Origin of the sequence: Psychrobacter sp. SWN149 (genome assembly GCF_015864565.1) — a bacterium.
Taxonomy (GTDB): domain Bacteria; phylum Pseudomonadota; class Gammaproteobacteria; order Pseudomonadales; family Moraxellaceae; genus Psychrobacter.
In genome coordinates this window covers 442,357-467,958 of sequence record NZ_JADYWX010000002.1, presented here as the reverse complement: position 1 = coordinate 467,958, position 25,602 = coordinate 442,357, and the positions used below count along the sequence as shown (strand labels likewise).

At 45.0% G+C, this 25,602-nt stretch carries 23 protein-coding genes; 9 read left to right on the top strand and 14 right to left on the bottom strand.

From position 1 onward, the window contains the following. Window positions 1–203 precede the first annotated feature (203 nt). The 6 genes from yajC (at window position 204) to I6E86_RS04655 (ending at window position 6,927) form a co-directional block, all read left to right on the top strand. Window positions 204–530, top strand: a complete 327-nt coding sequence (yajC, locus tag I6E86_RS04680) for a preprotein translocase subunit YajC (RefSeq protein WP_194363092.1) — start codon at window positions 204–206, stop codon at window positions 528–530. A 354-nt stretch (window positions 531–884) separates the two neighbouring features. Beyond that, window positions 885–2,762: a protein translocase subunit SecD gene (secD, locus tag I6E86_RS04675; RefSeq protein WP_194363091.1), complete on the top strand. Its 1,878-nt coding sequence runs from the start codon at window positions 885–887 to the stop codon at window positions 2,760–2,762. A 9-nt stretch (window positions 2,763–2,771) separates the two neighbouring features. Further along, window positions 2,772–4,043, top strand: a complete 1,272-nt coding sequence (gene secF, locus I6E86_RS04670) for a protein translocase subunit SecF (protein ID WP_197175701.1) — start codon at window positions 2,772–2,774, stop codon at window positions 4,041–4,043. A 330-nt stretch (window positions 4,044–4,373) separates the two neighbouring features. Continuing rightward, window positions 4,374–5,759: an MATE family efflux transporter gene (locus tag I6E86_RS04665; protein ID WP_197175700.1), complete on the top strand. Its 1,386-nt coding sequence runs from the start codon at window positions 4,374–4,376 to the stop codon at window positions 5,757–5,759. 87 nt (window positions 5,760–5,846) lie between these two features. Further along, the gene (locus I6E86_RS04660) at window positions 5,847–6,575 is read left to right on the top strand and encodes an AzlC family ABC transporter permease (protein ID WP_413786983.1); all 729 of its coding nucleotides are present in this window, start codon (window positions 5,847–5,849) and stop codon (window positions 6,573–6,575) included. After that, a complete protein-coding gene (locus I6E86_RS04655; RefSeq protein WP_197175699.1) occupies window positions 6,568–6,927 on the top strand; it encodes an AzlD domain-containing protein in 360 nt (119 codons plus the stop codon). The genes I6E86_RS04660 and I6E86_RS04655 overlap by 8 nt, the downstream gene beginning before the upstream one ends. A gap of 121 nt (window positions 6,928–7,048) precedes the next feature. On the opposite strand, the gene purF is transcribed toward I6E86_RS04655, so the two are convergent. From purF to I6E86_RS04600, 11 genes are all read right to left on the bottom strand, one after another. Then, window positions 7,049–8,584: an amidophosphoribosyltransferase gene (purF, locus tag I6E86_RS04650; RefSeq protein WP_194363086.1), complete on the bottom strand. Its 1,536-nt coding sequence runs from the start codon at window positions 8,582–8,584 to the stop codon at window positions 7,049–7,051. Between the two features lie 208 nt (window positions 8,585–8,792). After that, window positions 8,793–9,290, bottom strand: coding sequence for a CvpA family protein (locus tag I6E86_RS04645; protein ID WP_197175698.1), 498 nt, complete (start codon window positions 9,288–9,290; stop codon window positions 8,793–8,795). Window positions 9,291–9,320: 30 nt separating this feature from the next. Continuing rightward, the gene (locus tag I6E86_RS04640; RefSeq protein ID WP_197175697.1) at window positions 9,321–10,355 is read right to left on the bottom strand and encodes a quinone-dependent dihydroorotate dehydrogenase; all 1,035 of its coding nucleotides are present in this window, start codon (window positions 10,353–10,355) and stop codon (window positions 9,321–9,323) included. Window positions 10,356–10,504: 149 nt separating this feature from the next. Continuing rightward, on the bottom strand, window positions 10,505–10,918 hold the full coding sequence (locus I6E86_RS04635) for a DUF4870 family protein (RefSeq protein WP_197175696.1): 414 nt from the start codon (window positions 10,916–10,918) through the stop codon (window positions 10,505–10,507). Window positions 10,919–11,345: 427 nt separating this feature from the next. Further along, window positions 11,346–11,915 (bottom strand): type II secretion system protein GspM, encoded by a 570-nt coding sequence (gene gspM / locus I6E86_RS04630; RefSeq protein ID WP_197175695.1) that lies wholly within the window; start codon window positions 11,913–11,915, stop codon window positions 11,346–11,348. Between the two features lie 32 nt (window positions 11,916–11,947). Next, entirely contained in the window at window positions 11,948–13,201 is a 1,254-nt protein-coding gene (gene gspL / locus I6E86_RS04625) for a type II secretion system protein GspL (RefSeq protein WP_197175693.1), read from the bottom strand. Window positions 13,202–13,546: 345 nt separating this feature from the next. Beyond that, a complete protein-coding gene (gene sixA, locus I6E86_RS04620) occupies window positions 13,547–14,005 on the bottom strand; it encodes a phosphohistidine phosphatase SixA (RefSeq protein ID WP_197175692.1) in 459 nt (152 codons plus the stop codon). 59 nt (window positions 14,006–14,064) lie between these two features. After that, window positions 14,065–15,354: an NAD(P)H-dependent glycerol-3-phosphate dehydrogenase gene (locus tag I6E86_RS04615; RefSeq protein WP_197175691.1), complete on the bottom strand. Its 1,290-nt coding sequence runs from the start codon at window positions 15,352–15,354 to the stop codon at window positions 14,065–14,067. 160 nt (window positions 15,355–15,514) lie between these two features. Continuing rightward, window positions 15,515–16,174 carry a nitroreductase gene (locus I6E86_RS04610; protein WP_197175689.1) on the bottom strand — a complete coding sequence of 220 codons (660 nt, stop codon included), beginning with the start codon at window positions 16,172–16,174 and terminating at the stop codon, window positions 15,515–15,517. 62 nt (window positions 16,175–16,236) lie between these two features. Continuing rightward, window positions 16,237–17,337, bottom strand: a complete 1,101-nt coding sequence (zapE, locus tag I6E86_RS04605; protein WP_194363077.1) for a cell division protein ZapE — start codon at window positions 17,335–17,337, stop codon at window positions 16,237–16,239. Between the two features lie 133 nt (window positions 17,338–17,470). Next, window positions 17,471–18,130 (bottom strand): alpha/beta hydrolase, encoded by a 660-nt coding sequence (locus I6E86_RS04600; RefSeq protein WP_197175680.1) that lies wholly within the window; start codon window positions 18,128–18,130, stop codon window positions 17,471–17,473. A 326-nt stretch (window positions 18,131–18,456) separates the two neighbouring features. Between I6E86_RS04600 and I6E86_RS04595 the strand changes: the two genes are divergently transcribed. The 3 genes from I6E86_RS04595 to xseB all read left to right on the top strand — a co-directional run bounded on the left by I6E86_RS04595 (window position 18,457) and on the right by xseB (window position 20,930). Continuing rightward, window positions 18,457–18,825, top strand: coding sequence for a hypothetical protein (locus tag I6E86_RS04595; protein WP_197175678.1), 369 nt, complete (start codon window positions 18,457–18,459; stop codon window positions 18,823–18,825). A 256-nt stretch (window positions 18,826–19,081) separates the two neighbouring features. Beyond that, on the top strand, window positions 19,082–20,626 hold the full coding sequence (gene xseA, locus I6E86_RS04590) for an exodeoxyribonuclease VII large subunit (protein WP_197175677.1): 1,545 nt from the start codon (window positions 19,082–19,084) through the stop codon (window positions 20,624–20,626). A gap of 58 nt (window positions 20,627–20,684) precedes the next feature. After that, window positions 20,685–20,930 (top strand): exodeoxyribonuclease VII small subunit, encoded by a 246-nt coding sequence (gene xseB, locus I6E86_RS04585; RefSeq protein WP_194363073.1) that lies wholly within the window; start codon window positions 20,685–20,687, stop codon window positions 20,928–20,930. Window positions 20,931–21,005: 75 nt separating this feature from the next. Here the strand turns inward: xseB and pncB are convergent, their stop codons facing one another. The 3 genes from pncB to I6E86_RS04570 all read right to left on the bottom strand — a co-directional run bounded on the left by pncB (window position 21,006) and on the right by I6E86_RS04570 (window position 25,415). Next, window positions 21,006–22,232 carry a nicotinate phosphoribosyltransferase gene (gene pncB / locus I6E86_RS04580; protein WP_197175675.1) on the bottom strand — a complete coding sequence of 409 codons (1,227 nt, stop codon included), beginning with the start codon at window positions 22,230–22,232 and terminating at the stop codon, window positions 21,006–21,008. A 277-nt stretch (window positions 22,233–22,509) separates the two neighbouring features. Further along, window positions 22,510–23,421, bottom strand: a complete 912-nt coding sequence (locus I6E86_RS04575) for an ATP-binding cassette domain-containing protein (RefSeq protein WP_197175673.1) — start codon at window positions 23,419–23,421, stop codon at window positions 22,510–22,512. Window positions 23,422–23,486: 65 nt separating this feature from the next. After that, entirely contained in the window at window positions 23,487–25,415 is a 1,929-nt protein-coding gene (locus I6E86_RS04570) for a glycine betaine ABC transporter substrate-binding protein (RefSeq protein WP_197175665.1), read from the bottom strand. Window positions 25,416–25,602: the final 187 nt, after the last annotated feature.

Genomic DNA, 25,602 nt, shown 5'->3' with positions numbered 1-25,602 from the left:
TCACTCTACCATCCATTTTATAAGAATGATGTATCCTTAAAATAGGATGATGACGACCGTTAGCTGATAGATAGTCTTGCCCAATAGTGCATCACTCCATCAAGAAAAACACGCTCGGCCTATGATTAACAGTTACCAAGTCTGGGATTTTTTGTTACTATGCGTCTAATTTTATTATTATCCATGACTTACTGAGAGATATTATGTTCTTATTCATTCAAGCAGCTCATGCTGCCGAAACTGCTGGTGCAGCCTCATTATTCGGTCAGATTTTACTGCCTGTTGCCTTTTTTGCGATTTTTTACTTTTTGGTTATTCGCCCGCAATCTAAGCGTACCAAAGAGCATCGTGCGATGGTTAATGCTTTGAAAGTTGGCAGCGAGATTATTTTTGCTGGTGGCTTGATGGGTCGTATTAAAGACATCGAAGGCGACTATGCGGTTGTGAGCCTAAACAACAATACTGATGTAAAAGTACAACGTGCGTCTGTTATCTCAGTATTGCCTGCTGGCACAATCGAAAGCGTATAATTATTACTGGTTTTTGATAGGTAATGATTTGATGGTCGTATCACTAAAGAGTGTCACGATTAAAAAATGACCGTATATTGCTTACGGTCATTTTTCGCTATTAAAGCAATGACGTCGAGCTACCACACTATTGAATATGCTATTTTTGTTAGGTGTGTTGATAATATTTTTGGTGACTCTATAAAGAGACATCTGTATTATTTGCTTTACTGCTCTACCTACTATCATCGCGGATGATCGCAATGGTGCATGATAACGACTGCTAAACTGGCACTCGACCGTTGCTATCGCTAACTTCCCATCTGCTAACTTGTGGCCTATTCGCCAGTCGTTTATCAACTTAAAGAAGTGATTATGCAATATCCCGCTTGGAAATACTTACTGATTGCCGCCGTGCTCATCATTGCCGGTCTATATGCTGCCCCTAACCTCTATCCTGACGAACCTGCCGTACAGATTACCAGTGCTGCAGCAGGTACGCAGTTGTCTGAAAGCATCCTGACCCAATCTCAGGATCTGCTCAAAGAGGCAGGTCTAGACAATCATGATGGGACATTTGAGGGCAACAGTGCTCTAGTACGTCTTGACAATCCAGTCGATCAGCTAAAAGCGCAAGAAGTGCTACGTAAAAATTTGGGTGAGGACTATGTGGTCGCACTCAACTTAGCACAGACCACCCCGCAATGGCTACGTGATATCGGTGCAAGACCGATGAAACTGGGTCTCGATTTGCGCGGCGGTGTCCGTTTTGTACTCGAAGTCGATATGGACAAGGCGCTCGAACAACGTTTGACCAGTGCCAGTCGTGATATGCGACGTGAGCTACGCGCCGAACGAGTAGCAATCAAAGGTATCAAGACCGAAAATCAAGGTGTGGTATTGCATTTTGCGGATACTGATACTCGTAACCGTGCACAAAATATTTTGCAAGGTACGATGAGTGCTACCTTTAATTTGCAATCATCTATTGATGATCAAGGTCCTGCTCTGGTTTTAGCGTACAACGATGCAACCATTGATGAAATCAACAGCTACGCGGTCAATCAAAACTTGACTACCCTACGCAATCGTATCGCAGAGCTGGGTGTCACTGAAGCGCTCGTACAGTCGCAAGGCGCTAGCCGTATTGTGGTCGAGCTGCCTGGTGTACAAGATACTGCTGAAGCCAAACGAGTCCTTGGCCGTACTGCAAACCTTGAGTTTCGTATGGTGGCAGAAGACGCCGATAGCTATACAGGCGGCATACCTCCTGCAGGTACTGAAGCATTCCCATTTGAAACGCTTGATGGTGCACCAGTCTTACTAGAGCGCCAAGCAATCGTCACAGGTGATAAAGTCACCAATGCACAGACCGGCGTTGATGAGAGCGGCATGCCAGAGGTCAGCATTACGCTAGACAGTGCTGGTGGTAAGCTCATGCAAAACGCCACTCGTACTGCGGTTGGCAAACAGATGGCTGTACTGTTCATCGAAAACAAGCAAAGAATCACTTATGAAGAAGATGCAGCAACTGGCGAGACGACCGAAGTACGTACGCCCTATGCTGAGACAAAAGTGATCAACCGAGCTAATATCCAAGCGGTACTGGGATCATCATTCCGTATTACGGGTCTTGATAGCAGTGCTGAAGCCGCTGAGCTTGCGCTACTACTGCGTTCAGGCGCCCTTGCTGCACCGATGTACTTTGTAGAAGAGCGTACCATTGGCCCATCACTAGGCCAAGAAAATATCGATAAAGGCCTATTCTCTACACAGGTTGGGTATCTTTTAGTCTTTGCGTTTATGATTATCTTCTATCGCCTGTTTGGTGTCATTGCCAATATCGCCCTAGCGGTTAACGTGATCATCATCATCTCTATTATGTCGATTTTGGGTTCATCACTTACTTTGCCAGGTATTGCTGGTATTGTATTGACCATCGGTATGGCAGTTGATGCCAACGTTCTAATCTTTGAGCGAATACGGGAAGAGATTGCAAATGGTGTACGGCCAAAGTCCGCCATCGTGGCAGGTTTTGATCGAGCATTTAGTAGTATTTTCGATGCCAACATTACAACCCTATTGGTCGCATTTATCTTATTTGCGATTGGTACAGGTCCGATTAAAGGCTTTGCGATCACGCTAGCTATTGGTATTGTCAGCTCATTGTTTACCGCTATTTTGGTAACACGTGCACTGATACAAATTGCTTATGGTAAGCGTAAATCCATCAAACGTCTGAGCATCGGTTAGGAGAACACTATGGCAATCGATAAAAATAAGCCTTTAGAACAGCAAAACACCCCAGATCGAAATGGCTCAGGTGGCTCAAACAGTGACACGGCAAGTACAAGCACACGTCGCCGCAATAAACCACGCCGTGATGGTAAAGGTAGCAATACCAAGACCAACAACCCAACGACCGCAAGCTCTGCTAAAAGCAGCAGTCGTCGCGGTGGTAAAGACCAAGCTAACAAAGACAGCCAAGCATTATCGACTGCGGTGAATCCTGAGATAGTGTCAAGTGATGCTACCGATGATGCTGCAGCCATTGCTGAGGGCGGTATCAAAGCCCTTGGCGATAAGCGTATTATTCCGTTTATGAAGATAGAGAAGCCGATGGCTTTGCTATCTCTCTTTATGGTCGTTGCTAGTATCATTGCGATCGCCGTAAACGGCTTGAACTTAGGTCTTGATTTTATGGGTGGTGTGTCTGCAGATGTGCGCTATGAGCAGCCTGTCGAACAAGTGGCTGTGGTACAAGCACTTGCTGACAATGGATTCGATGATGCAGTAGTACAGTATTTAGGAACACGAGAAGAGCTGTTGGTACGTCTGCCACCGCAGTCAGACAATGTCGATGGCCTCAGCACTAGCCTGACTCAGGCACTTGCCTTACCAAGTAACACTGCTGCGATCAGTAACGTCAACATCATTGGTAGTCAGGTTGGTAACGAAGTTTATCTAAACTCTGTCATGTCGCTGGTATTGGCATTGGTCTGTATGCTTGGCTATGTTGCCCTGCGTTTCCAGTTCAAATTGTCCCTTGGCGCCGTATTGTCGCTCTTTCATGATGCTATCGTGACCATTGGTATCTTTGCCTTATTTGGCTTCCCTTTCGACTTAACCGTCTTGGCCGCTATTTTGGCACTGGTTGGTTATTCTATCAATGATACCATTGTTGTTTATGACCGTATCCGCGAAAACTTTCGCCGTGTTCGTGGTATTACACCAGAACAGACGATTGATTTGTCGTTGACCGAAACCCTACGCCGTACCATTATGACTATCTCAACCGTATTATTGGTTGTGTTGGCCATGCTATTCTTAGGCGGTGATGGACTGTACTGGTTCTCAGTGGCACTATTTATCGGTTTACTCGCAGGTACTTACTCATCGACTTATATCGCAAGCTCGATTCCATTACGTATGGGTCTGTCGCGCGATGACTTTATTGTCAAAGTAAAACCAGAGTTCGAAGAAGAAATCGTTACCTTTAATGACCCAAAAATGTTTGAGCAAGATAACATCTAACGGGTTAGATAATGCACTGATATAGCGCATTACGATGCTTAGAATATTTATTTAGCAAGTATAATTGATTCAGTTTAAAAGAGGTACGAGGCAACCGAACGCAGATGTATATGTGATACTTCAAATGAGGTTAACGCGGTAACTCTTTTATAGCAGATTGACTATAGTAATGATGTTTGAATAAAGGCACCTGACTCATGCATAGTGAGTCTAGGTGCTTTTGTCTTTATAGCTATTTTGTCTCATATGTTCGATGGGTTGCAGCTCGGCTTTACCTACACTCAAAAAACAGACTATCCTCTTTATCGCCTACGTATCAACGAGCCCCCAATGTCAGCTAACACGTCAACGTCTAATGCAATGCCGCCGATTAATACAAGCTATAAGCGTATTGTTGCGATTGCGCTGCCTGTATTATTGGCCAATTTGGCCATGCCATTACAAAGCGTCATTGATACAGCGATTGTGGGCAATATGAATGAGACGGCCAAACTGGCTGGCATGGGTTTGGCCATACAATTGCTGTCATTATTACTGGTTAGCTTTAACTTCTTGCAGTATGCCTCATCTGGACTGGCCGCACAGGCACTAGGACAGCTAGCTGGTAATACTGACGGTACATCAGCGCCCACGCCTTTACTGTCTATTTTACAACGCGCCTTATTATTGGCATTTACCATTGGGACAGTGCTACTACTAGCAAAGCCTTGGCTAATTGACATTGGCCTGCAAGCATTGTCAGCCAATCCCGACAGTGGTACTGCGGCAAAGACCTATCTAGATGTGCGCTTCTGGGGTGTGATCGCTGAGCTAATGAACTTTGCGTTTATTGGCTGGTTTGCCGGACAAGGCAAGACGCGTTATATGCTCTATCAACAGGGCTTTATCGCTGTACTCAATATCGTCTTGACCCTATTTTTTGTCTTTGGTCTGCAAATGGATTTGGCAGGCGTAGCACTGGGTACAACCCTTGCCTTTTGGGCAGGTGTACTACTGGCACTATGGCTAAGCCGTCAGCATTTAGGAATATCTTGGACAGCATTGTTCAAAGCCGATCGACAGTATTTTACGAAAGATAAGATGCTTAGGCTATTCTCTTTAAATAAAGATATCTTTGTTCGTACGCTTATACTGACCGTGAGCTTTGCTTGGATCACTCGACTTGCGGCACAAAGTGGCGATGTCATATTGGCCGCCAATGCGATTTTACTGCAAGTATTAAGCATCTCTGCCTTTGCCCTTGATGGTGTTGCTGTGTCTGCTGAAACCTTAAGTGGTCAGGCAGCAGGACGACGTGATTGGCCGCGCTTTCGTACGATTGTAAGGCGTACTGGCGTCGTCAGTTACGGCCTTGCCATCATGTTGAGCCTCATCTGGTGGCTTGCAATGCCAACTTACCTAGCATTTATGACCAATATCGAACCGGTCTTTACCCTCGCTTATGAGTATCATCTTTATGCAGTGCTGTTACCTATTGTCGGCGTTGGCGCGTATTGGCTAGATGGTGTGTTTTTTGGTCTGACGGCTGGCAGCGTGATTCGAAATGCGGCGCTGATACTGGCCGCTATATTCTTCCCGCTGAGCTGGCTGCTGTATCAGCAATGGGATATGACGGGTATTTGGCTCAGTGTCTGGTGTCTATTGCTATTAAGGCTCATCATTTTGGGCGGTTTTTTATATCGCGGTCATCAATCAGGTAGCTATCAAAGACTATAACCAAAAGCATCATTTTTTATCATTATTAGAGCGTTTCCTCATTAAACCCATATCTTTATAAAATATCGCAAAAACATAGGATGTCCTGTGACAATTCATTCAAATGAAATAGCCACTGAGCCAGCATTTAGCTATCGCTGGGCTGAGGGCTTTAAAAGAAGCCTACCCGTAGCGATGGGCTATTTACCTGCTGGTATTGCCTTTGGTGTACTGGCTCAAGTCGCTGGCATCCCTATATGGGCCACGATTATGCTCAGTATCGTGTTATATGCTGGCGCGGCGCAATATGCTTGTCTGCCGATGCTGAGTGCGGGCTTACCAATTGGCAATATCGCAACCAATATTGCCGCGATTAATTTGCGTCACGTATTTTATGGTATGCCGCTGTTGCAATACTTACCAAAAAACAAACTGGCCAAAACGTATTGTCTGTTTGCCCTGACTGATGAGACTTTTTCAGTCATGACCAGCTTGCCTAACGAGTCACGACGAGCACTGATACTCCCTATCAGCTTGTTTAACCAAAGCTGGTGGGTCATTGCGAGCACGGTTGGCGTAATCATCGGTAGTACGCTCAGTGACTTAGTACCAAATTTAGATTTTGCTTTGGTCTGTTTGTTTGCAATATTGGCTTATGAGCAGTTTCAAAGTATCAAACGCTATTTCCCAATTGGCATCGCTATCATTGGCTTAATCGTCGCCTCTTTATTTACCAGCGACTGGTTACTATTAGTCGCGATTACCATCTGCATGCTAATGATATTGCTACGAGGTTTGTGGGTAGAACGGTATAAGGCAGGAGCAAATCATGAGTAGCAGTTATCTTATTTTCGCCACTTTTGCGATGGCCGCTGTCACTTTTATCACGCGTGCCTTGCCTTCTTTGATACCTCGAAAGGTGCTAGACACGCCGTGGCTGCACCGATTGAATGAGAGCTTGCCGTTATCGGTTATGGTATTGCTCATTTTTACGAGCCTAACCTACTCAGGTTTATCGGCAGATATTGCCCTAAATAATGTAGAGCTACATTTATTAATGGCACAAGTTGGGGCGCTTTGCTTGGTACTATTGGTATACCATATCAGCCGTCAGCTCTTGGTCAGTATGATTGTGGGCATTGCTGCCATCAATGGGCTGTTTTGGTTATTTAGCCAGCTGTTGGGTTAAGAATATTTTGGACTGATACTATTTTTTAGCGGTAGTTTAAGCACAAAAAAGCTGGATTCTATAAAGAATCCAGCTTTTTTTATACTTAAGGCCTAGCTAAAAATAATGGCTTTAGTTCAGCTTAAAGCTCTTCAACACCCATCATGTCAACTGGGGTATCGGCCACTATTTGTACGCCTTTTTTACCTGTTTTGGCAGTGTCGTTACGCTGCTCTTGCAAGTGATCAAGATACGCTTCATTGATCTGTCCGGTAATGTAACAGCCATTGAATACCGCACAATCAAAGCCTTCAACTTTACTGTGCTTGGTGTCTTTTACCGCATCGATCAAATCATCCAAGTCTTGGAAGATCAAACGATCAGCTCCAATAATCTCACGCACTTCTTCAACACTGTTGCCTGACGCAATCAGCTCAGTACGTACAGGCATATCAATGCCATATACGTTCGGGAATTTGACAGGTGGCGATGCACTTGCAAAGAATACTTTGTTTGCGCCAGCATCACGCGCCATTTGAATAATTTCATGACAAGTCGTACCACGGACGATTGAGTCATCAACCAACAGTACATTTTTGCCTTTGAACTCTAGTGGAACGGCGCTAAGCTTTTGGCGAACCGACTTTTTGCGCTGCTGCTGACCTGGCATAATAAACGTACGACCGATGTAGCGGTTTTTCATAAACCCTTCACGGTACTTGACGTTCATTTTGAGCGCAAGCTCCATCGCTGAGGTACGTGAGGTATCTGGAATCGGAATAACCACATCGATATCATGATCCTCACCCCATTCAGCAAGAATTTTATCTGCCAGTTTTTCACCCATGCGGAGGCGTGATTTATAGACTGAGATGTTGTCCATGATAGAGTCTGGACGAGCAAAATACACATACTCAAAGATACAAGGCGTGTATTCTTTTTGCTCGACACACTGATGCGTGTGCAACTTATGGTTGAGATCAATGAAAATAGCTTCGCCTGGTCTGACATCACGAACGATAGTGAAGCCTGACCCTGTTAATGCCACTGACTCTGATGCCACCATATATTCAGTGCCGCCATTCGGTGCCATACGCTTACCAAAGATAAGCGGACGGATACCGTTTGGATCACGGAATGCTAGCAGGCCATGGCCAGTAATCAAAGCAACTACGCCATAAGCGCCTTCACAGCGTTTATATACAGCTTTGACCGCTTCAAAGATATCATCAGCCGTTGGATGCGTTTTGCCAAGATTCTGCATCTCGTGCGCTAATACATTCAATAGTACTTCAGAATCTGAATCTGTATTAAGATGGCGACGATCTTCGATATACAACGATTTGGCCAAGCTCTCAGCATTGGTCAAGTTACCATTATGCGCAAGGGTGATGCCATAAGGTGAGTTGACATAAAATGGCTGAGCTTCAGCGCTGCTTGAAGTACCCGCTGTTGGATAACGAACGTGACCGATACCGAATTTACCAACCAGTTTCATCATATGACGATTCATAAACACGTCACGCACCATGCCGTTTTCTTTACGTAGATAGAGTCGTCCATCTTGCAAAGTGACAATACCCGCTGCATCTTGCCCGCGATGCTGTAGCATCGTCAAACCGTCATAAAGTATCTGATTGACTGGCTCGTGAGCTGCAACTCCAATGACTCCACACATAATAGCTATATCCTATTTTGACTCATACATTAGTACGACAATAACGGCAAACTTAACGGCAGTATATTACTAAAACCACTCGCCATCGCCCGCCGCTAACCTGATGATTTTGTAAAAAATTTAACGAGAATTTTTGGTAATCTGTTTTGGATAATTAATGACACACGCAAATATTTAGAAGTATTAAAAGAATTAAAAATAGGGAGAACTACGATTGATTGACTTGATTCCAAGCCATACCCAATACATCTGATACCAAGGCCTTGCCCATCGGTGCATAAGGAAGCAGCTCAGGTGCTAGTACTGAGGTCTGCCACTGTGGCATCTGTACCAATAATGGCGCACTAACACTCAGTACAACCAAGACCATCAGTACGTTTTTGGCAGCACCCAGTACGCCGCCTGCCATTTTATCTAAGACGCCCAAACGTAGCGTCTTAAGTATCCCTGAGAACACAAAAGCCACTAGGTGCATGATAGCCAATATGGCAATCACCACCAATAAGAACGCCATGGCCATTTGTAATACAGGGTTTTGTACGATACCAGTCAGTTGCGGTGATACCACGCCTGCGAGCCGAGTCGCTGCAATAAGGGCAATAAACCACCCTACCAAGCCTATCGCTGTTTTAATCAGTCCGACCTGAAAGCCACGCCATAAGCCAATCAAGACCACAATAGCAATCACAATATCTAAACCACTCATATGCTATGACTCATCATTTTATTCATATGGCTAGCTCTCCATGGCATCATAATAGCCACCGATTGCTTGGATACAAGACTGCACCAGCCCAGGGCCTCTATATATGAGTCCTGTATAGAGCTGTACCATGTCCGCGCCTGCTTCGATTTTTTTGACCGCTTTGGCACCGCTATCGATACCGCCCACACCTATCAACGCGACTTTACCCTCTAGCTGATCAGAGAACTGTTGTAAAATCTGGGTACTAATATGGCTCACTGGTCGACCTGATAGACCGCCCATTTGATCGCCATCACGTAAATCTTCAACGCCGACACGGCTTAAGGTTGTATTGGTCGCAATCAAACCATCAATCTCAAAATCTATCAGCTGCTGTGAGATATAGTCCACCTGTAATGGCTCTAAATCAGGAGCAACTTTAAGCACCAGTGGCACATAAAAACCATATTCAGTGGCTAATTGACTGTGACGGTTTTTGATGGTGTCCATCAAACGAGTTAGGGCTTCACCGCTTTGCAAATCACGTAAATTCTTAGTGTTTGGCGATGAGATATTGACCGTGATATATGAGGCATGCGGATAAGCGCGCTCTAAACAATAGACGTAATCATCGGCAGCTTGCTCGACTGGCGTATCGGCGTTTTTGCCAATATTGATACCGATGTTACCTTTATACTTGCAGCGTTTGACATTGTCGATCAGATAATCGATGCCTTCATTGTTAAAGCCCATACGATTGATAATCGCATCTGCTTGCTTGATTCTGAACAGTCTTGGCTTATCGTTGCCTACTTGCGGTCTTGGTGTCACTGTCCCTACTTCGATAAAACCAAAGCCTAGCTCTGCGAGTGCATCGATATAGTCACCGTTTTTGTCTAGCCCTGCTGCCAAACCAACGGGATTAGCAAACTGCAATCCCATACAATCCGTTGGTTGCATCGACTGACCATATGCCAAGCCTAGCACACGCGCTTTGTGCGCTTTATCCAATAAAGACAGCGTCATCTCATGGGCGTGCTCGGGATCCAGATTAAACAAAAAAGGACGAAGTAAGGCATAAGACATAGTAATGACAGACCCTGCTCGAAAAAAAGTGAATGAATAATGCGAATGAAATCAGGCGCAGCGATTATATCAGCTTAACAGAAATAAGAGCAAAGTTTCATGCGGTAAATTTCCATATTAGCACTGTAGTGAATACAGATTAATCGCTATCAGGGCACAGGACGACCATCGGTCAGCGCAATCCAGCCACGAATGATACGATATAAGTGCCAGATAAAGGTAAAGGTCATAATAAGTAAACCCACCCCTGCCAACAATACCGAACCGATAGCAATATTGCCACTATCAGCCAGCATACCAACGCCAAAGCCACCAAATGCAAAGGTAATAATAATAATACCAACGATGAACCAAACAATACTGTACCAAAAGGTCTTAATCTGCCAATCAAAGTGCGTGGCCAGCCATGTTCCATCAGCATCGTGACGTTTGGCATAGTTCATGACAATCGGCACAATCCACAGCAGACCTGCCGTAAAGTAACTGATCACATATAAGAAATAAGTGATGTGATTATAAGTAGTCAAAGAACCCTGCGTATCGTTTCTCAGTCTGTCACTCATTATAGGATTTTTTCCTTACAGGTAGTATTTGTGCTCATTAATCGCTATAGGTAGAGGCAGTTTAGTGATGTGACTGCTGCTCGGATTGGCTATCGAGCGATTGTTTATGGTTGATATGTGTTCGGCTAATACACATTTAATGGTGCTAGATGAGTGGCTTTTCAATGATACCAAGGATAAAGCCCTAGGGCGTGTCATCAATTAGCACATTAATGCATTTAGTGGCCTTAAAATGGCTAAATTTTGCTAAACATCGTCAGTAATTTTGTCAATATGTTCATATTAACGGCAATTTCTTCCTTGTTTATCTACAATTTCTCTCATTTTAAGCCTCACAATCTAATTGATGACAAGCCCTAGTTTTAAATCAAATACAAAATGCGATGGTATAAAAATGACTGAGAGTTAAGCATCTTTCTGACGCATTCTACAAAGCGACTGTCGCCTGTACCTGAATAGATTTGTTGGTTGTATCCTGCTGCATAGACAATTGCGTGAACTGCCAACCTTGCTGTTCAAGTTTGCCAAGTGCCGTACTGACCACTGCTTGGCTCGGATGGGTAAAGCTCAATTGTACTGAATCACCAGCGGCAACCACTTGAGCATTTGCAATGCCAGAACTATTCAACAACGCGTTAATACGACTAGCAGGTGGCATATCAGCCTCTCCATCAACCGTAGTAGCCGCACTCGATGCTTTACTATCGATATTACCTTCTTGAGCACGTAACCAGAAATAGTCTGCTACTTGTTCCTGATAGCCGCGTTTACTGTCATTGGCTGCTTGATGGACACTGTAACCACCGTAGCCACCGATAAACAATAGTAAAAATACTGACAATACAGCCAACGCCAACTGATCACGTGCAGGCAGCCGATGCCAACGCGTCGCCAATCCATTTTGATAACTGCTCACACGCTCTGAAAATGCATGCGCTTTAGTACTGGTTGTAGGGACAGCTGCACTGCGTTTGGGTCGGCGCTGTAATCGTTTCATGTTTTGACCTTTATTACCAATACCTTGATGAATTATGACGCATTGTTTGTCACAGCATTGCTTGTCACAACATTGTTTTCTACAACATTGACAGTAACTTGACCGCTAAATTGACCTTGCTCATTGCTATTGACTTGCTCTAGCTTGGCGCTTAGTCCTTGCTCGACAAGCGCACTTGCAAACTTATCAAGACTGTCACGATCTGGCGCAGTTAACGTAAAGCTGAGCGCTGAGGGCTGCATGACTAAGGCTTGCGCACGCAATGAAGATTGTTTAATCAGCGGTGATATCCGTGATAGTACTGCCATATGTGCAGCCGCTGCTTGGCTATCACTACGCAATTTTGGTTGCAGCTGCACTTGCAGCTTGGTGCGTGTGCTCAGCGGCTCATCGGCAAACCAAGATTGATACTGCGCTGCAATTTCAGTCTTAGTTGCAGCACTCGCTGCGTTGTATTGATACCACTGTACGCCATCGGTTGCCATTTGTAGCACTAAGGCAGATAGCGCCACCATCATCGCAACCCGTAGATACGGTGACAACTGTGAATCCGTTGATTTAACAAAGAAATTGAGCGCATGACGTTCGGGATTGTCGACTGGCTTGGGCGTCGTGGCCAATGTCGTGAGTAAAAGCTGATGATCTGCAACAAGTGCGGCTGTTTGCGCCACAAAACTCATTGGCATTGATGGGTTTAAAGGATCCTCTGCAGCCTCAATAGCTGGCAATACCATCACTTCACTCAAGTAAGAAAACCGCTCAAATATCAATGGCAAATAACTAACGGCCATACCCTGACGCCATGATTGGCGCAGTAGTATCGTATACTCATCTTGATAAAGGGTTACTTGCTGACCTGCACCCTCTTCTGGCGGCGGCAGCAAAAAAAAATCTGGAAGCAGTGCAGCGATATGTAAGCCAACCAGCTCGGCACTTTGCTGCCATGCCTCAATATCACTTTGCGCCAGCGCATACAGTTGCGTATCGTCTGCATGATTCAATTGACGAATAGACAGCTGATCAACAGGCGTCAATGACGTCTCTTCAAACAAATACTGCTTACCAGTATTGCCCAATTGTTTGAGTTGGGCAATATTGAGCTCAGTATCCACTTGCAGTGCGTGGCTTGAAGGAAAATACAAACAAAGCGTCTTTTGGCCATTGGATTTATAGTTACCATAGATAGTTTGCAGCTGTTGCCACCCATCAACCGTTTGCCATTGCTGTATATCTTCGTGCCAGACAGCTAGTGGACTATGCTGCGCTCTTAACCAAACATGTAACACTAAGCGTGTCCTCAATTATTGCGGCGGTTATAAAATACTCTATGAAGCAATACTGTCGTAAAGAAATGATTAGAAAATTTTGCATACTCAGCAAAGCGCTCAGTTTTTATGACTGCTTTTAAGATCAGTCACTTCCGAATCGCTCAAATCTAAGCAGTAAATCTATCAACCAGTCTAGGGCGTGTCCTCAATTCAATCGATAGTCATCTAAATGGGTTAAAAATGGCTAAATCTTGCCAAACAGCGTCAAATAGCTGACTAATATCTCGATATTAGCCAGCTATTTTCCTTGTCTGACTGCAATTTATCTCATTTTTATCACCATTTTTGAAATGAGGACACGCCCTAGTAAGGCTGATCAGGCACAAAACGATCAACTTCAGTTGCCATGCCAGTCATCACAAAATCCATCTCAAACACTCTCGCTTCTGCCAACGAGAATGACTCAGGATAATCACCTGTGAGCAGTCCGGCGATATAAGCCACGATAGACATATGACAGACCACGACCAGACACTCGGCCTCAATATTGCCAATATCTATCAGCGCTTGACGGGCATCATCAGACGGTGTGATATTGTCTTGTATCGATGAAGGCACGCATGATACAAGTGATTGCAGCACAGCTAGGGTTTGCTGTGCCCGAGTATAAGGGCTGACGACGAAACGATCTGGTTTATAATGAGTGGTGAGATACGCTGCCATTTGCGCAGCTTGCTGCTGACCAAAACTTGTCAACTGACGCGCACTGTCTGGGCGCGTCTCGTCTTCTGCTTGACCATGACGTACTAATATAATTTTCATAACCTTCCTTGGCACACTGAGTTATACGGTCTCTTAATACTACCTCTTAGTAATATATTTTACTTATCAGCATCACTTTTATTCTTGGCACTACTATTAGAGGTTTTCATGTGAGCCGTCAGTGCCGCATTGCTATGATCGTGCGCCATCACAAACTCAACATCACTACGGAAACCGGCTTCCATCAGATGTAATGCCACACCCAGTGCGGCCTTGTCTTCATAAATCACGGCATAAAGCGCATGGGTGATCGGCATATAGATACCAGCTTTGGTCGCTTTTTCATGTACTTGCTGAATAGTATTGACCCCTTCAGCAGTTTGGCCAAGCTTTTTGACCGCTGCATCAATACTCATACCGCGACCGAGCATGTTGCCGATACGATAGTTGCGGCTCAACTCTGAGCTACAAGTGGCGTATAAATCTCCTACGCCAGACAAGCCTAAGAAAGTGAGCGGGTTGGCTCCCTCTTCAACGCCGAAACGACTCATTTCTGCCAACGCGCGCGTCAGTATCATCGCTTTGGTATTTTCGCCTACTTCATAAGCTGCTGCCATACCCATGGCGATCGCATAGATGTTTTTAAGGGCCCCACCAAGCTCGACACCTTTGACATCGTCGCTCGCAAATACTCTAAAAAAGGCACTGTGCAGCGCCGCTTGTACCGCGTGACGCAGCGGCTCAGACTCACTAGCAATCACGGTCGCAGATGGCATATTTTTCATGATTTCAATGGCCAAGTTTGGCCCTGACATGACACCGAAATTCACTTCTGGCAACACTTCTTTGATAATATCACTCATCATCGCAAAGGTGTCTTTTTCCATACCTTTGGTTAATGAGACAATAGACTGCCCACTGATAAAAGGGGCAATATTTTTTAGGGTCTCTCGAAATGCCAGACCCGGTACAGCAATGAAGATGATGTCTTTGTCTTTGACTGATGCGGCCAAATCGTGGCTGTATTTCAAGCGATCATCCAGCTTGTAACCAGGCAAATACTTCTTATTGGTTTGGGTTTTTGCCATCGCCTTAACGGTACGCTTGTTTCGTACCCACAGCGTAGTATCACAGCCATTACGAGCAGCCAAGTTTGCCATTGCCGTACCGAAGCTACCGCCGCCCAAAAATACCAAACGCAGCTTAGTAGGGTTACTATGAATCTCTGCCATACCTTTCGCCACTGCCGACTCTACGGCACTAGGGTTCAGTTTTTTGCGGCCGATACCTGATTTTGTTGCCCGCTCCAAGATACCTGCCAGCATACCGTTTTGTTTTTCAGATGTGTGTTTGACCACTTCCTTGTTATCGCTGTCATTGTCTTTTTTACTATTGTTAGGACTTGTCATGTTCTTTTATCCATGTTGACTGACGTATTATCAATAAAACCCATCGTAACTGATATTTAGTGCTAGTAACCGATATTTGGTGCTAAATGCTGTATTCAGCCTAATCGTATAGGCAAAATTGTTTTGAAAGCTTTTGACCAAAAGACGGTGCTTGGTCAAATCATGACTCGAAGCGTACCAATGGCTCGATATCTATAGGTTTGCGTTTGGATTCATCTTTTGGACTGGTGCCAGTATAAACAAAAGCGGTCACATAATCATCTGGGCCCACATTGAAATACTCTTTTACTGCAGGCTCATTACATAGCAGTCCAGTACGCCATACGGTACTGAATCCTTGGGCTTTTAGCGCCAAGATTAGATTTTGTACTGCAGCGCCCGCACTTAGCATTTGCTCAAAAGGCGGCACTTTTTTGTGTTCCTGCATTTGAGTCACGACCGTTATGATTAGAGGCGCTCGTAATGGCATATTTTGGGTTTTTTGTATGGTTTTCTCAGACAACTCTTCTCCATCCCTTACTGCTTGCTCCTGAGCTGCTTTGAGCAATGCTTGACCTAACTCATGACGTGCCGCGCCTTGCGTCACAATAAAACGCCATGGAGTCAGTTTTTTATGATCTGGCGCGGTTGTCGCACATTCAATAGCAGATTCAATTTGTGCACGTGTGGGCGCAGGCATATCCAGATTACCCATACTGCGTCTTGAACTAATCCAGCCAATCAGCTCATCACTGGTAGAGGATATATCATTTACTGCTACGTTTTTAACTGACAGTTTTTTGTCATCTATTTTTTGGTTGTTTTCGTCTATGACCGTCATTTTCTATCCTCATTTATCGTTATCTCTTACTATTTTTTGCTAATAACTTTTAACATTGTCAGCTACGCTGCATCTTCAACACGGTGATCAGATCGTAGATAGTCCTCTGATTGCATCTCAAGCAAACGTGAGCGAGTACGCTCAATCTCAAAGGCCAGCTTTTCTCCTTGATACAAGTCCAAAATTGACTGCTCTGCTCGCACGAGCAGTTTGACACGGCGATCATAAAACTCATCAACCAGATAAATAAAACGGCGTGTTGGATCACGTAGGTCATCATCTAGCGCTGGTACTGAATCCACCAACACCGTACTGAACTGCTTGGCAAGTTCAATAAAATCAGCAGCTGAGCGCGGTGCCATACATAGATGACGGAAATCGCAAAACAAAATATCTTCGGTACGAGCGTTAATTTTGACCTCACGGCCGTTGATCGTAATAGGCTCTTTACTGATTTTTTGGTTATTTGATAGGCTGGCAAAACGGTTGGCCAACCAGTGGTAATTAGCTTTAGTCAGGGGCGATTCATATAACTCTGCTTGCTGCAAGACACGCAGACGATAATCAATACCGGAGTCAATATTCATCACGGCGGTGTGACTTTCAACTTCCGCAATAGCCGGCATAAAACGATCACGATGCAAGCCGTCTTTATACAGTCCAGACGGCTCAATGTTTGATGTGGCGACCAAAGTAATACCGCGCTCAAACAACATGGTAAACAGATCACCCAGTATCATGGCATCAGAGACGTTAGAGACAAAAAACTCATCAAAGCAGATAATAACGGCTTCTTTATAGATGATATCAGCCACTTTTTCAAGCGGATTACTTTCGCCCTGTAGCTTGTTTAGCTCTTTATGAACGCGCTGCATAAAATGATGAAAATGCAGGCGCATCTTACGCTCAATGGTCAATGAGTCATAGAACATGTCCATCATCCACGTTTTGCCGCGCCCTACGCCGCCCCACATATATAAACCCATTGGTGCAACCGGTTTAGATTTTAAAAAGCCAAAAAAGCCTTTCTTTTGCGGTGCGCTATTAATGAGCTGATGATATATCTCATCAAGACAGCTCATGGCCTGAAATTGCTGCTCATCTCGAGTAAATTCATCGGTACTGACGGCTTTCTCGTAACGTTGCAATGGAGATAAACTCATAATACGACTCATCGTTGGATTCAATAAATATTAAAATAGTGGGGCAATTTAGCACGGTGCTGGTGCTACCAAGCAAGCCATGCTAAACCATATCGAAACGAAAACTATGAAGCTGAGCTAGGTAACAAACAAATTAGCTGTCTTGTCCAAAGCTATGCTTTTCCAATAAACCTTTCAGCTCTGATAGACGGCCATGAAAAAAGTGACCCGCACCATCCACAACGCTCACCTCAATACCTAAGCGATCAGCAAATGCTTGCATATTGTCAGGTTCGATCACCTCATCCGCATTACCATAAATCTCAAAGGTCTTATCAACGGGCAAGCTGATATCACTGCTGTCATTTTTTTCAACTGACGGTGCGATAAGGGCGATTTTTGATATCTCAAAATCGCTCACGCCCCATATATGTGAGGCCTCCAGCACTTGCTCAGCCACGCGTGCCGTGACATAACCACCAAAAGAAAAGCCACCAAGCCAGAGCTTGCGGGCATTGGTTTGCTCGGCGATCCATTGTAGCACGGTCATTGCGTCGACCACTTCACCTTCGGCATAGTCATGCTCGCCTGTCGATTGGCCAACGCCGCGAAAGTTAAAGCGTACCACATGCATGCCATTATCACGGGCAAAACGATACATGGTCGTGACCACTTTATTATTCATCGTTCCATCAAACAACGGGTTGGGATGACACAGCAGCGCTACTGTATCTGTATTTAGGTTATTAGGATTGTCTTGTTGCCATAGTGCGTCGACCTCGAGCACACCAGCAGGAGCAGGAATCAATTGCATAAAGTTACTTATTAATAAAAATGGAAGTTAGTAAAAAACGAATGGCTCAATTATCCTAGATATGAGGTATATTTCAAGTGGTTTGCTGTGTACGGCTGCGACTTGTTTTATTTTAGACTCATACAGTCTATCGATAGATGTGCGATGTTACTTGTTTTGGAATGTATCATGCATAATAGCACTCACTGGCAATGCCACTGTAATACAGCACACAATAACCGTCTAGACACTTAATGCGTAGATAGGCTATCTTCATGAGACTTGCTTATCACTGCTATCGTCTTGCGTGAAAAATAGGTTCTGTTTATAAACTTTAGGAATTATTTATGAATATTTTCAATAAAGCTGCCGGTTTGACCACCACGTTAGCGGCTGTACTCGTATTAAGTGCCTGCCAGAGCACACCTTCATCACCAGTGATTCAACGTGCCAACTCTATCTATGAGACAACAGGCATCGCCGAGACTAAAGTTAAAGCGCAGCAAAATGCGATAAATAGCGCGCAAAAAACTTGTCGAAGTAAGCAAGTGATCATCGTCGATGACAATGTAAAATACAATGGCATCTTAAATGAAAGTACTGGCCGTATGGTTGGTCAAGTAGGCGCTGTCGTTGGCTCAATATTTGGCACGGGAACACCAGACTTATCACGCGATGACGATTATGAATATACCATTAACTTCCGCTGCCAATAGACCGATAAATAGCGAACTGCTTTTCCCTATACGCTAACTGTCTGTAGATGAAACCAAGCTTAAGATCCAACCGCCAATATCAAATGACATACAATATCCCTTCAGCAAGTAACCAACAAACTGCGATATAGATAATATATCAATCAAAGCTTGTTGGCATCGCTTTTTGTGTGCTCTCTTTTACGTTAAACTACTTCTATTGTATTTAACATGCCCTCATCAGCCTTTACGTCTTACTTATCTTTGGTCTTTTATCATGCGCAAACCCAATATTTCAAACACCAAACAAGCCAAAGTATTAACGCCTGCCAAAGATTTGGCGACTTTAGAGGCCGAACTCGCTGAGCAAGAAAACAATCTTGAAGTGAATTTAGAAGATACTGTCCTGCGCCTGAGTGACTATCTATCAGCAGTTGAGATGGTCATTAAACAAACCTTTGATCATAGAGTGTGGGTCAAAGCAGAAATCCGTAATCTATCGAGTAAAGGCGGTCACTACTATTTTGAGTTGGCCGAAAAAGACGATGATGGCAAAGTGGTCGCCAGCTGCCGTGGTAATCTATGGCGCTTTAAAGCGGCCCGTGTCTTAGCCAAGTTCGAGCGGGCAACAGGTATGCCACTTGAGCGTGATTTGACCGTACTACTCAAAGTATCGGCAGGATTTCATGCTCAGTATGGTTTTTCAATCACCATTGAAGACATCGACCCTAGCTATACACTAGGCGACTTGGCACGGCAATATGCAGAAATGGTCGACCGTTTAACAGGTGAAGGGCTATTACATCTCAATCAACAGCTTCCCGCGCCATTTGACATCGAGCATGTACTGGTTATCGCTCCCGAAAAGGCGGCCGGATTGGGAGACTTTCAAGCAGATGCGGATCGCTTAGCCAGTACAGGTGCGTGTCACTTCCATTATCATAACGCTACGTTTCAAGGCAATCATGCGCCCGCCGAGATACGCCAAGCCATCGTCAGTGCTCAGCAGCAGTTTTATGAGACGTATCAGCACCTGCCGGATCTATTGGTGATTATTCGCGGCGGCGGTGCGGTTGGGGACTTGGCTTATCTCAATGATTATGAACTGGCGGCGTTGGTTGCTGAGCAGCCTATTCCTGTATGGGTAGGTATTGGTCATGAGCGTGACAAAGTCATTTTAGACGAGGTGGCGCATACCAGTTTTGATACACCATCAAAAGTCATCGCCGCCATTAGTGGCCACTTAGCACAGCTCATCGCTCAGACGCTACAATACCAAGCGCAAATCAAGCAAGCAGCTCAGCGCCAATTGAATACTGCCGAGCAACAAACGGCGCGTCAGTTGAGTCAAATACAATCGCAAACAATCGGTCAGCTGACGGCCCTACAAAAAGACAGTGACTATGCATGGCATAGTATTCAACAAAGCGCACAGCGCCAAGTGAAGCAAGCCGCCAGACTCACCTCTGAGCACTATGAGCAAACGCAGACCTTGGCTCATCAGCAGTTGACGATGGCCTCGACTGCGAGCAAAAACCACCAAACGACCATCATGCACAGCACTCAGCAGCAGCTGATACAAGCACAGCGTGATAGCGAACATCTACGTGATATTGTGCTACTACATCGCCCTTCCCGTGTGCTTAAGCAGGGCTATACTATGTTAACAGATGTGAAAAATAAGCAAACACTCACTAGTAGCACCCAACTCTATCCCGAGCAAACGGTAAACATCATACTAAAAGATGGCAATGCAACAGCACAGATTGTTAATGTCAATACGGATAAGAAAGCGACGGAAACCTCAGATATTCCAGCTTAACCACATAATAATATCTAACGATTACTGATCTACTTACCTTTAAAAATTAGGAAATTCTATGACTACCACAACTCGCCGACGCAAAAAAGCCGCCCCAAAGACCTTTAAGGCGGCTTACGATATTCTAAAAACCAATGCCGCTGAATTGCAGCAGCAAGACGAGCCTGATATTGACAACCTAATGACCACGGTCGAAGAGTCTATTGCCGCTTATCGAGTTTGCGAGACCCGTATCAACGCCGTACAACAAGCATTAGACGCCGCCTTTGCCGAAGAAAAATCTACTAGCAGCATTGATAGTTAAATAAAAACCTGCCACTAGATAGCAGCTAATTAGTCAAACCAAGCGCATCAAGCTCATTTGGGCTCTGCCTTTCGTTTACTCAGGCTCATCCACCTCAAACACTTGGCGAAGATAGGCAAGATACGTGTCGTTATTGATCATGGTCTTGCCCGGGCTGTCAGATAGCTTAGCCACTGGCTGACCATTGCACTCCACCAATTTCAGCACGATATTGATCGGCGTGATACCCATATCATTGGTGAGATTGGTACCAATACCGAAACTGGTTCTGATGCGATCCTTAAAGTACTGATGCAGCTCCCACGCCTTTTCTAGATTTAGCCCATCGCTAAAGGTCAGAATCTTGGTCTTTGGGTCTATCTTGAGCTTTTCATAATGTGCAACCGCCTTATCACCCCAGATATATGGGTCACCGCTGTCATGACGCAGACCGTCAAAGAGCTTAGCAAAATACAAATCAAAATCACGTAAGAACGCATCCATCCCAACCACATCTGTCAGCGCAATGCCCAAGTCGCCACGGTACTCATGCACCCATGACTCCAACGCGGCCTTTTGTGAGTCACGCAAACGCACATCCAAAGCCTGAAAGGCCTGCATAAACTCATGCGCCATCGTGCCTATCGGTGTCATTCCGAGCTGCTTAGCCAAATAGACGTTGGATGTGCCACTCACAATTTTTGGTTCGGCTTTATATAATGTCTCGACCACATGGGCCTGCCAGCGTCTGCTGAATCGTCTACGCGTACCAAAATCTGCCACGATAAATGGCGGTTTGTCTTGGCCATTTTTTTTCTGCTCGCCAGCATACTGATGTAGCAACGCCACTTTTTCATTAAGGCGACGCTGACCTTCGGCAATCACGCTCTCACTGGATAAAGCATTAAAATAAAGCTCGTTGACGATGGCCAGCACGAATACTTCAAAGAACATCGCCTGAATCATCGGTCCTTCGATATCGATAGATAAGCGACCTTTGTCATCCGTACTGACCGTGATAAAACGGCGCTTTAGCTTAAATAGCTCCAGATAATCGACAAAATCTGAGCGAATAAAACGTAAACTGCGCAGGTATTCCAGCTCATCTGGCAAAAATCGTAGCTCGCATAGACTGTCTATTTGCTGCTCTAAATCCTGCTGAATATCCGCCAATGGGTAGGACGTGTCTTTATTATTACGGCAGCGAAAACGATAGACACCATGAGTTTGCGGGAACTGATGTAGCATGGCTTGTAGCATGGTAAATTTGTACAAATCATTATCAAGCAATGAGGTAATAATAGGTGCATAAGTAACGGTCATGCTATGGCCTTAAAAAGTGCAAAAGTAAAAAATAGATGTCACCTGATAGACCAAGCGACGTTATATATGGATAACAAATAAGACGACCCAAAAAATAATAAGGCGTCGATAAACCGTTAAGTATAACGAAGTTTGGGGTTTATTTCAGAGTTCGCACGTGATTGACACAAAATAGCATCTCAATAAGAACAGCAAATAGTCTATACCCAGCAAGGCTTACCCACCTTCAGTAAGACATACTCTATTCATCGATTTCCCCACTACTGAACAATGCCAATTATGCCTTTATGCTCATAAACTGCTCGACATAACGGTCTGCAGGGTGATGACGCAACTCGTGTGCCGTACCTGTTTGGATCAAACGACCACCATTTAAAATACTAATACGCTGACCTACTTTGACTGCCTCATCAATATCATGAGTAATAAAAACAATGGTTTTGTTTAGACGATCTTGTAGCGCTAACAGTTGCTCTTGTAGTTGGGTGCGAATGAGCGGATCAAGAGCGGAGAACGCTTCATCCATCAATAATATCGGGTTGTCTGTTGCTAGTGCTCGCGCCAGTCCAACACGCTGCTGCATACCACCAGACAGCTCATCCGGATAGCTACCCTCTACATTTGATAGCCCCACCTCATTGAGCCAATGTCTTGCCGTTTCATGACGTTCACTAACACTCATTTTACGCACACGTAGACCATAGGCGACATTTTGTATGACGGTCATATGCGGCACCAGACCAAAATGCTGAAAGACCATACTGATCGATTGCTGACGATAGTGCTGCAACTGTTTGTCATTCAGCGCTAAAATATTGATAGCATTGATGGCAGGAGTCATTGCTGGAGAATCAGTCGCGTCTATGTCTGTCTTATTACCAGATTTATTGCCAGCTTTAACGTTAGTATTATTAGTGGTATCTACCCATATTTCTCCACTGGTTGGATCAATCAAGCGATTAATATGGCGTACTAGCGTAGATTTTCCTGAGCCTGACAGCCCCATTATACAATGTACTTCGCCCGCCTCGATATTCAGGTTGATATCATAAAGACCCACCGAATAGCCCGTTTGTGCCTTTACCTCGATGCTATCCATACCCTCAGCCAATAGTGCCAATGCAGACTGCGCTTGCGTGCGAGTGGCATTATAAATCTTACTGATATTTTTTAGCTGGATATGACTCATTATGACTCTCACTGTTTAGGTGGATTTTATTATTGTAACTTTGCATGGTTATCGCTAAACAAATCTTACCCAATCGGACGTTTGCCTGCTTGAATGGTTTTTTGACGGGCACGCTTGCCTTGACCAAAGGCTTGGGTTATACGGTCAATAATAATGGCAACGATGACGATTGCTGTACCCGCTTGTAAACCTTGACCGATATTGAGGGTTTGGATGGATTGCAACACATCTTCGCCCAGACCGGGGGCACCAATCATCGAGGCAAGTACCACCATAGAGAGCGACATCATTACCGCTTGATTAACACCCGCCATGATACTAGGCAATGCCTGTGGTAACTTAATCCAGATAAGCAGCTGCATATGGGTGCTACCAAATGAGCGACCCGCCTCTACCATCTCATGATTGACTTGCGTGATACCTAACATCGTAAGGCGAATCAGTGGCGGCAGCGCATAAATAATCGTGGCAAACAGCGCAGGTACTTTACCAATACCAAACAGCATGAGCACGGGTATCAGATATACAAAGCTTGGCATGGTCTGCATGACATCCAGTACAGGCGTCACCACTTTGCGCAGCAACTGGCTGCTTGACATCGCAATACCGATAGGAATACCCATCACGATGGTGACCAGCACCGAGACGATGAGCAATGCCAATGTATCAATCAATGCACCCCATAAGCCAAATGCTCCAATCAAAAACAATCCTGCACCGCATGCCAGCGCAAACCAAATCTTGCGGACACCAAACCAACCAAGCACAGTCACAAATGCAATAATCAGCCAAGGCGGGATAGCGGTTAACAACTGCTCAATAGGTAGCAATAGATATGTGAGTGCCATGGTACTGATAGTACGGAATACACCACCATAGTTTTGGACGACGCTTGCTAAAGCGTTATTGAGAGGAGTCTCAAGTGACCACAAAGGAAAGCTTGATGAGCGCGCTGATGGATCAAGGCGCGAGGTGGCGGCATCAGCTGTCATAGCACCTGCCGAGTCCAGACCCAATTTAGCGGCAAGATTGACAGCCGCTTCATCGGTCAACCATCCTTGCCAAACGTTTGGATTCTCACGCAAAAACACCAACGCTTGCTCATCACCGCTACGTTTGCTCTCACTCATCTCTAAGATAGCGCCGTTCAGCTCATCAGAGGTGAATTGCACCTTTTCAAACACATCGACCAGCTCGGGATTGGTTTCAATAAAGAGCGTAGATACTGCGATACCTAAGGGTGATACCGGAAAACCTGATACACAATCCATCGTGCCATCAGCAAGCAGTAGGTCTTGCCAACACGCATCCTTATGCGCCGGAAACTCTAAGGCGGCAAAGTCATACTTCGCCATCAGACCTGTGGGCTGCCAGTAGTAAAACAACAGTGGTTTATGCTGTTCAAAAGCGGAGGCGATTTCGGCATCGAGCGCGGCACCCGTACCAGGATGGGCGTTATTAAAGATACTGTCCAGACCTGTGGTTTTGAGCAACCGCGTGTTAAAAATCTCACACGTCCAACCAGAGGGACAGTTCATGAAACGTGATTTATTTGGGTCTTCGGGGTCTTTAAACAGCTCAGCATATTTTGGCAAATCTTGATAGCGACGCAGACCTGGGTTTTCCTCTAGCACATAACGGGGGACATACCACCCTTGGGTCGCTCCGCCTTTTAGCGTATCTCCAATGACAGCCACTTTGTTTTGTTCAATCGCTTGCTCCATGATAGGAGAACGCCCGATCCACTGCTCGCCAATCACCTGAATGTCATTTTGTGACAGCGCAGTATCCAATGCAGGTCCTGCTCCGGGTACCTCCTCAATCGTACAGCCATAGCCATCTTCAACGATATATTTGAGCACACCTGAGATAAATTGGCCACTCTCCCATGTCAGTGCCCCAAATTTAATGGGCGAGTCACAAGCCGCTGATGCCGATACAGGCAGCAGCAACGCACTCATGCACAGTAAACTTAAAGCAATCCATTGGCGCATGCGCTGTCCTATTTTTTGTTTTATATCGCATAAAAGGCTGGTTCACACAGTAAGTTTCAATATAGATCCTACGATGTCATATCCATCGATGACATCCCTAGCTTATTCAAAGATTACTTACTGTTGTGTAGACTTACTACAAAGTGTAGCGATTTATCAGAGTCATGACAAATGCTTATTTGTCAGT

What these genes read in the sequence shown, in the direction of transcription:
- I6E86_RS04595 (WP_197175678.1), top strand. Translation starts at nt 18,457, where the DNA reads ATGAATATTTTCAATAAAGCTGCCGGTTTGACCACCACGTTAGCGGCT.
- gspM (WP_197175695.1), bottom strand. Translation starts at nt 11,915, where the DNA reads ATGAAACGATTACAGCGCCGACCCAAACGCAGTGCAGCTGTCCCTACA.
- yajC (WP_194363092.1), top strand. Translation starts at nt 204, where the DNA reads ATGTTCTTATTCATTCAAGCAGCTCATGCTGCCGAAACTGCTGGTGCA.
- pncB (WP_197175675.1), bottom strand. Translation starts at nt 22,232, where the DNA reads ATGACCGTTACTTATGCACCTATTATTACCTCATTGCTTGATAATGAT.
- zapE (WP_194363077.1), bottom strand. Translation starts at nt 17,337, where the DNA reads ATGAGTTTATCTCCATTGCAACGTTACGAGAAAGCCGTCAGTACCGAT.
- I6E86_RS04615 (WP_197175691.1), bottom strand. Translation starts at nt 15,354, where the DNA reads ATGACAAGTCCTAACAATAGTAAAAAAGACAATGACAGCGATAACAAG.
- I6E86_RS04665 (WP_197175700.1), top strand. Translation starts at nt 4,374, where the DNA reads ATGTCAGCTAACACGTCAACGTCTAATGCAATGCCGCCGATTAATACA.
- I6E86_RS04640 (WP_197175697.1), bottom strand. Translation starts at nt 10,355, where the DNA reads ATGTCTTATGCCTTACTTCGTCCTTTTTTGTTTAATCTGGATCCCGAG.
- I6E86_RS04570 (WP_197175665.1), bottom strand. Translation starts at nt 25,415, where the DNA reads ATGCGCCAATGGATTGCTTTAAGTTTACTGTGCATGAGTGCGTTGCTG.
- secD (WP_194363091.1), top strand. Translation starts at nt 885, where the DNA reads ATGCAATATCCCGCTTGGAAATACTTACTGATTGCCGCCGTGCTCATC.
- purF (WP_194363086.1), bottom strand. Translation starts at nt 8,584, where the DNA reads ATGTGTGGAGTCATTGGAGTTGCAGCTCACGAGCCAGTCAATCAGATA.
- sixA (WP_197175692.1), bottom strand. Translation starts at nt 14,005, where the DNA reads ATGAAAATTATATTAGTACGTCATGGTCAAGCAGAAGACGAGACGCGC.
- I6E86_RS04575 (WP_197175673.1), bottom strand. Translation starts at nt 23,421, where the DNA reads ATGAGTCATATCCAGCTAAAAAATATCAGTAAGATTTATAATGCCACT.
- secF (WP_197175701.1), top strand. Translation starts at nt 2,772, where the DNA reads ATGGCAATCGATAAAAATAAGCCTTTAGAACAGCAAAACACCCCAGAT.
- I6E86_RS04645 (WP_197175698.1), bottom strand. Translation starts at nt 9,290, where the DNA reads ATGAGTGGTTTAGATATTGTGATTGCTATTGTGGTCTTGATTGGCTTA.
- I6E86_RS04600 (WP_197175680.1), bottom strand. Translation starts at nt 18,130, where the DNA reads ATGCAATTGATTCCTGCTCCTGCTGGTGTGCTCGAGGTCGACGCACTA.
- I6E86_RS04655 (WP_197175699.1), top strand. Translation starts at nt 6,568, where the DNA reads ATGAGTAGCAGTTATCTTATTTTCGCCACTTTTGCGATGGCCGCTGTC.
- I6E86_RS04635 (WP_197175696.1), bottom strand. Translation starts at nt 10,918, where the DNA reads ATGAGTGACAGACTGAGAAACGATACGCAGGGTTCTTTGACTACTTAT.
- xseB (WP_194363073.1), top strand. Translation starts at nt 20,685, where the DNA reads ATGACTACCACAACTCGCCGACGCAAAAAAGCCGCCCCAAAGACCTTT.
- xseA (WP_197175677.1), top strand. Translation starts at nt 19,082, where the DNA reads ATGCGCAAACCCAATATTTCAAACACCAAACAAGCCAAAGTATTAACG.
- I6E86_RS04610 (WP_197175689.1), bottom strand. Translation starts at nt 16,174, where the DNA reads ATGACGGTCATAGACGAAAACAACCAAAAAATAGATGACAAAAAACTG.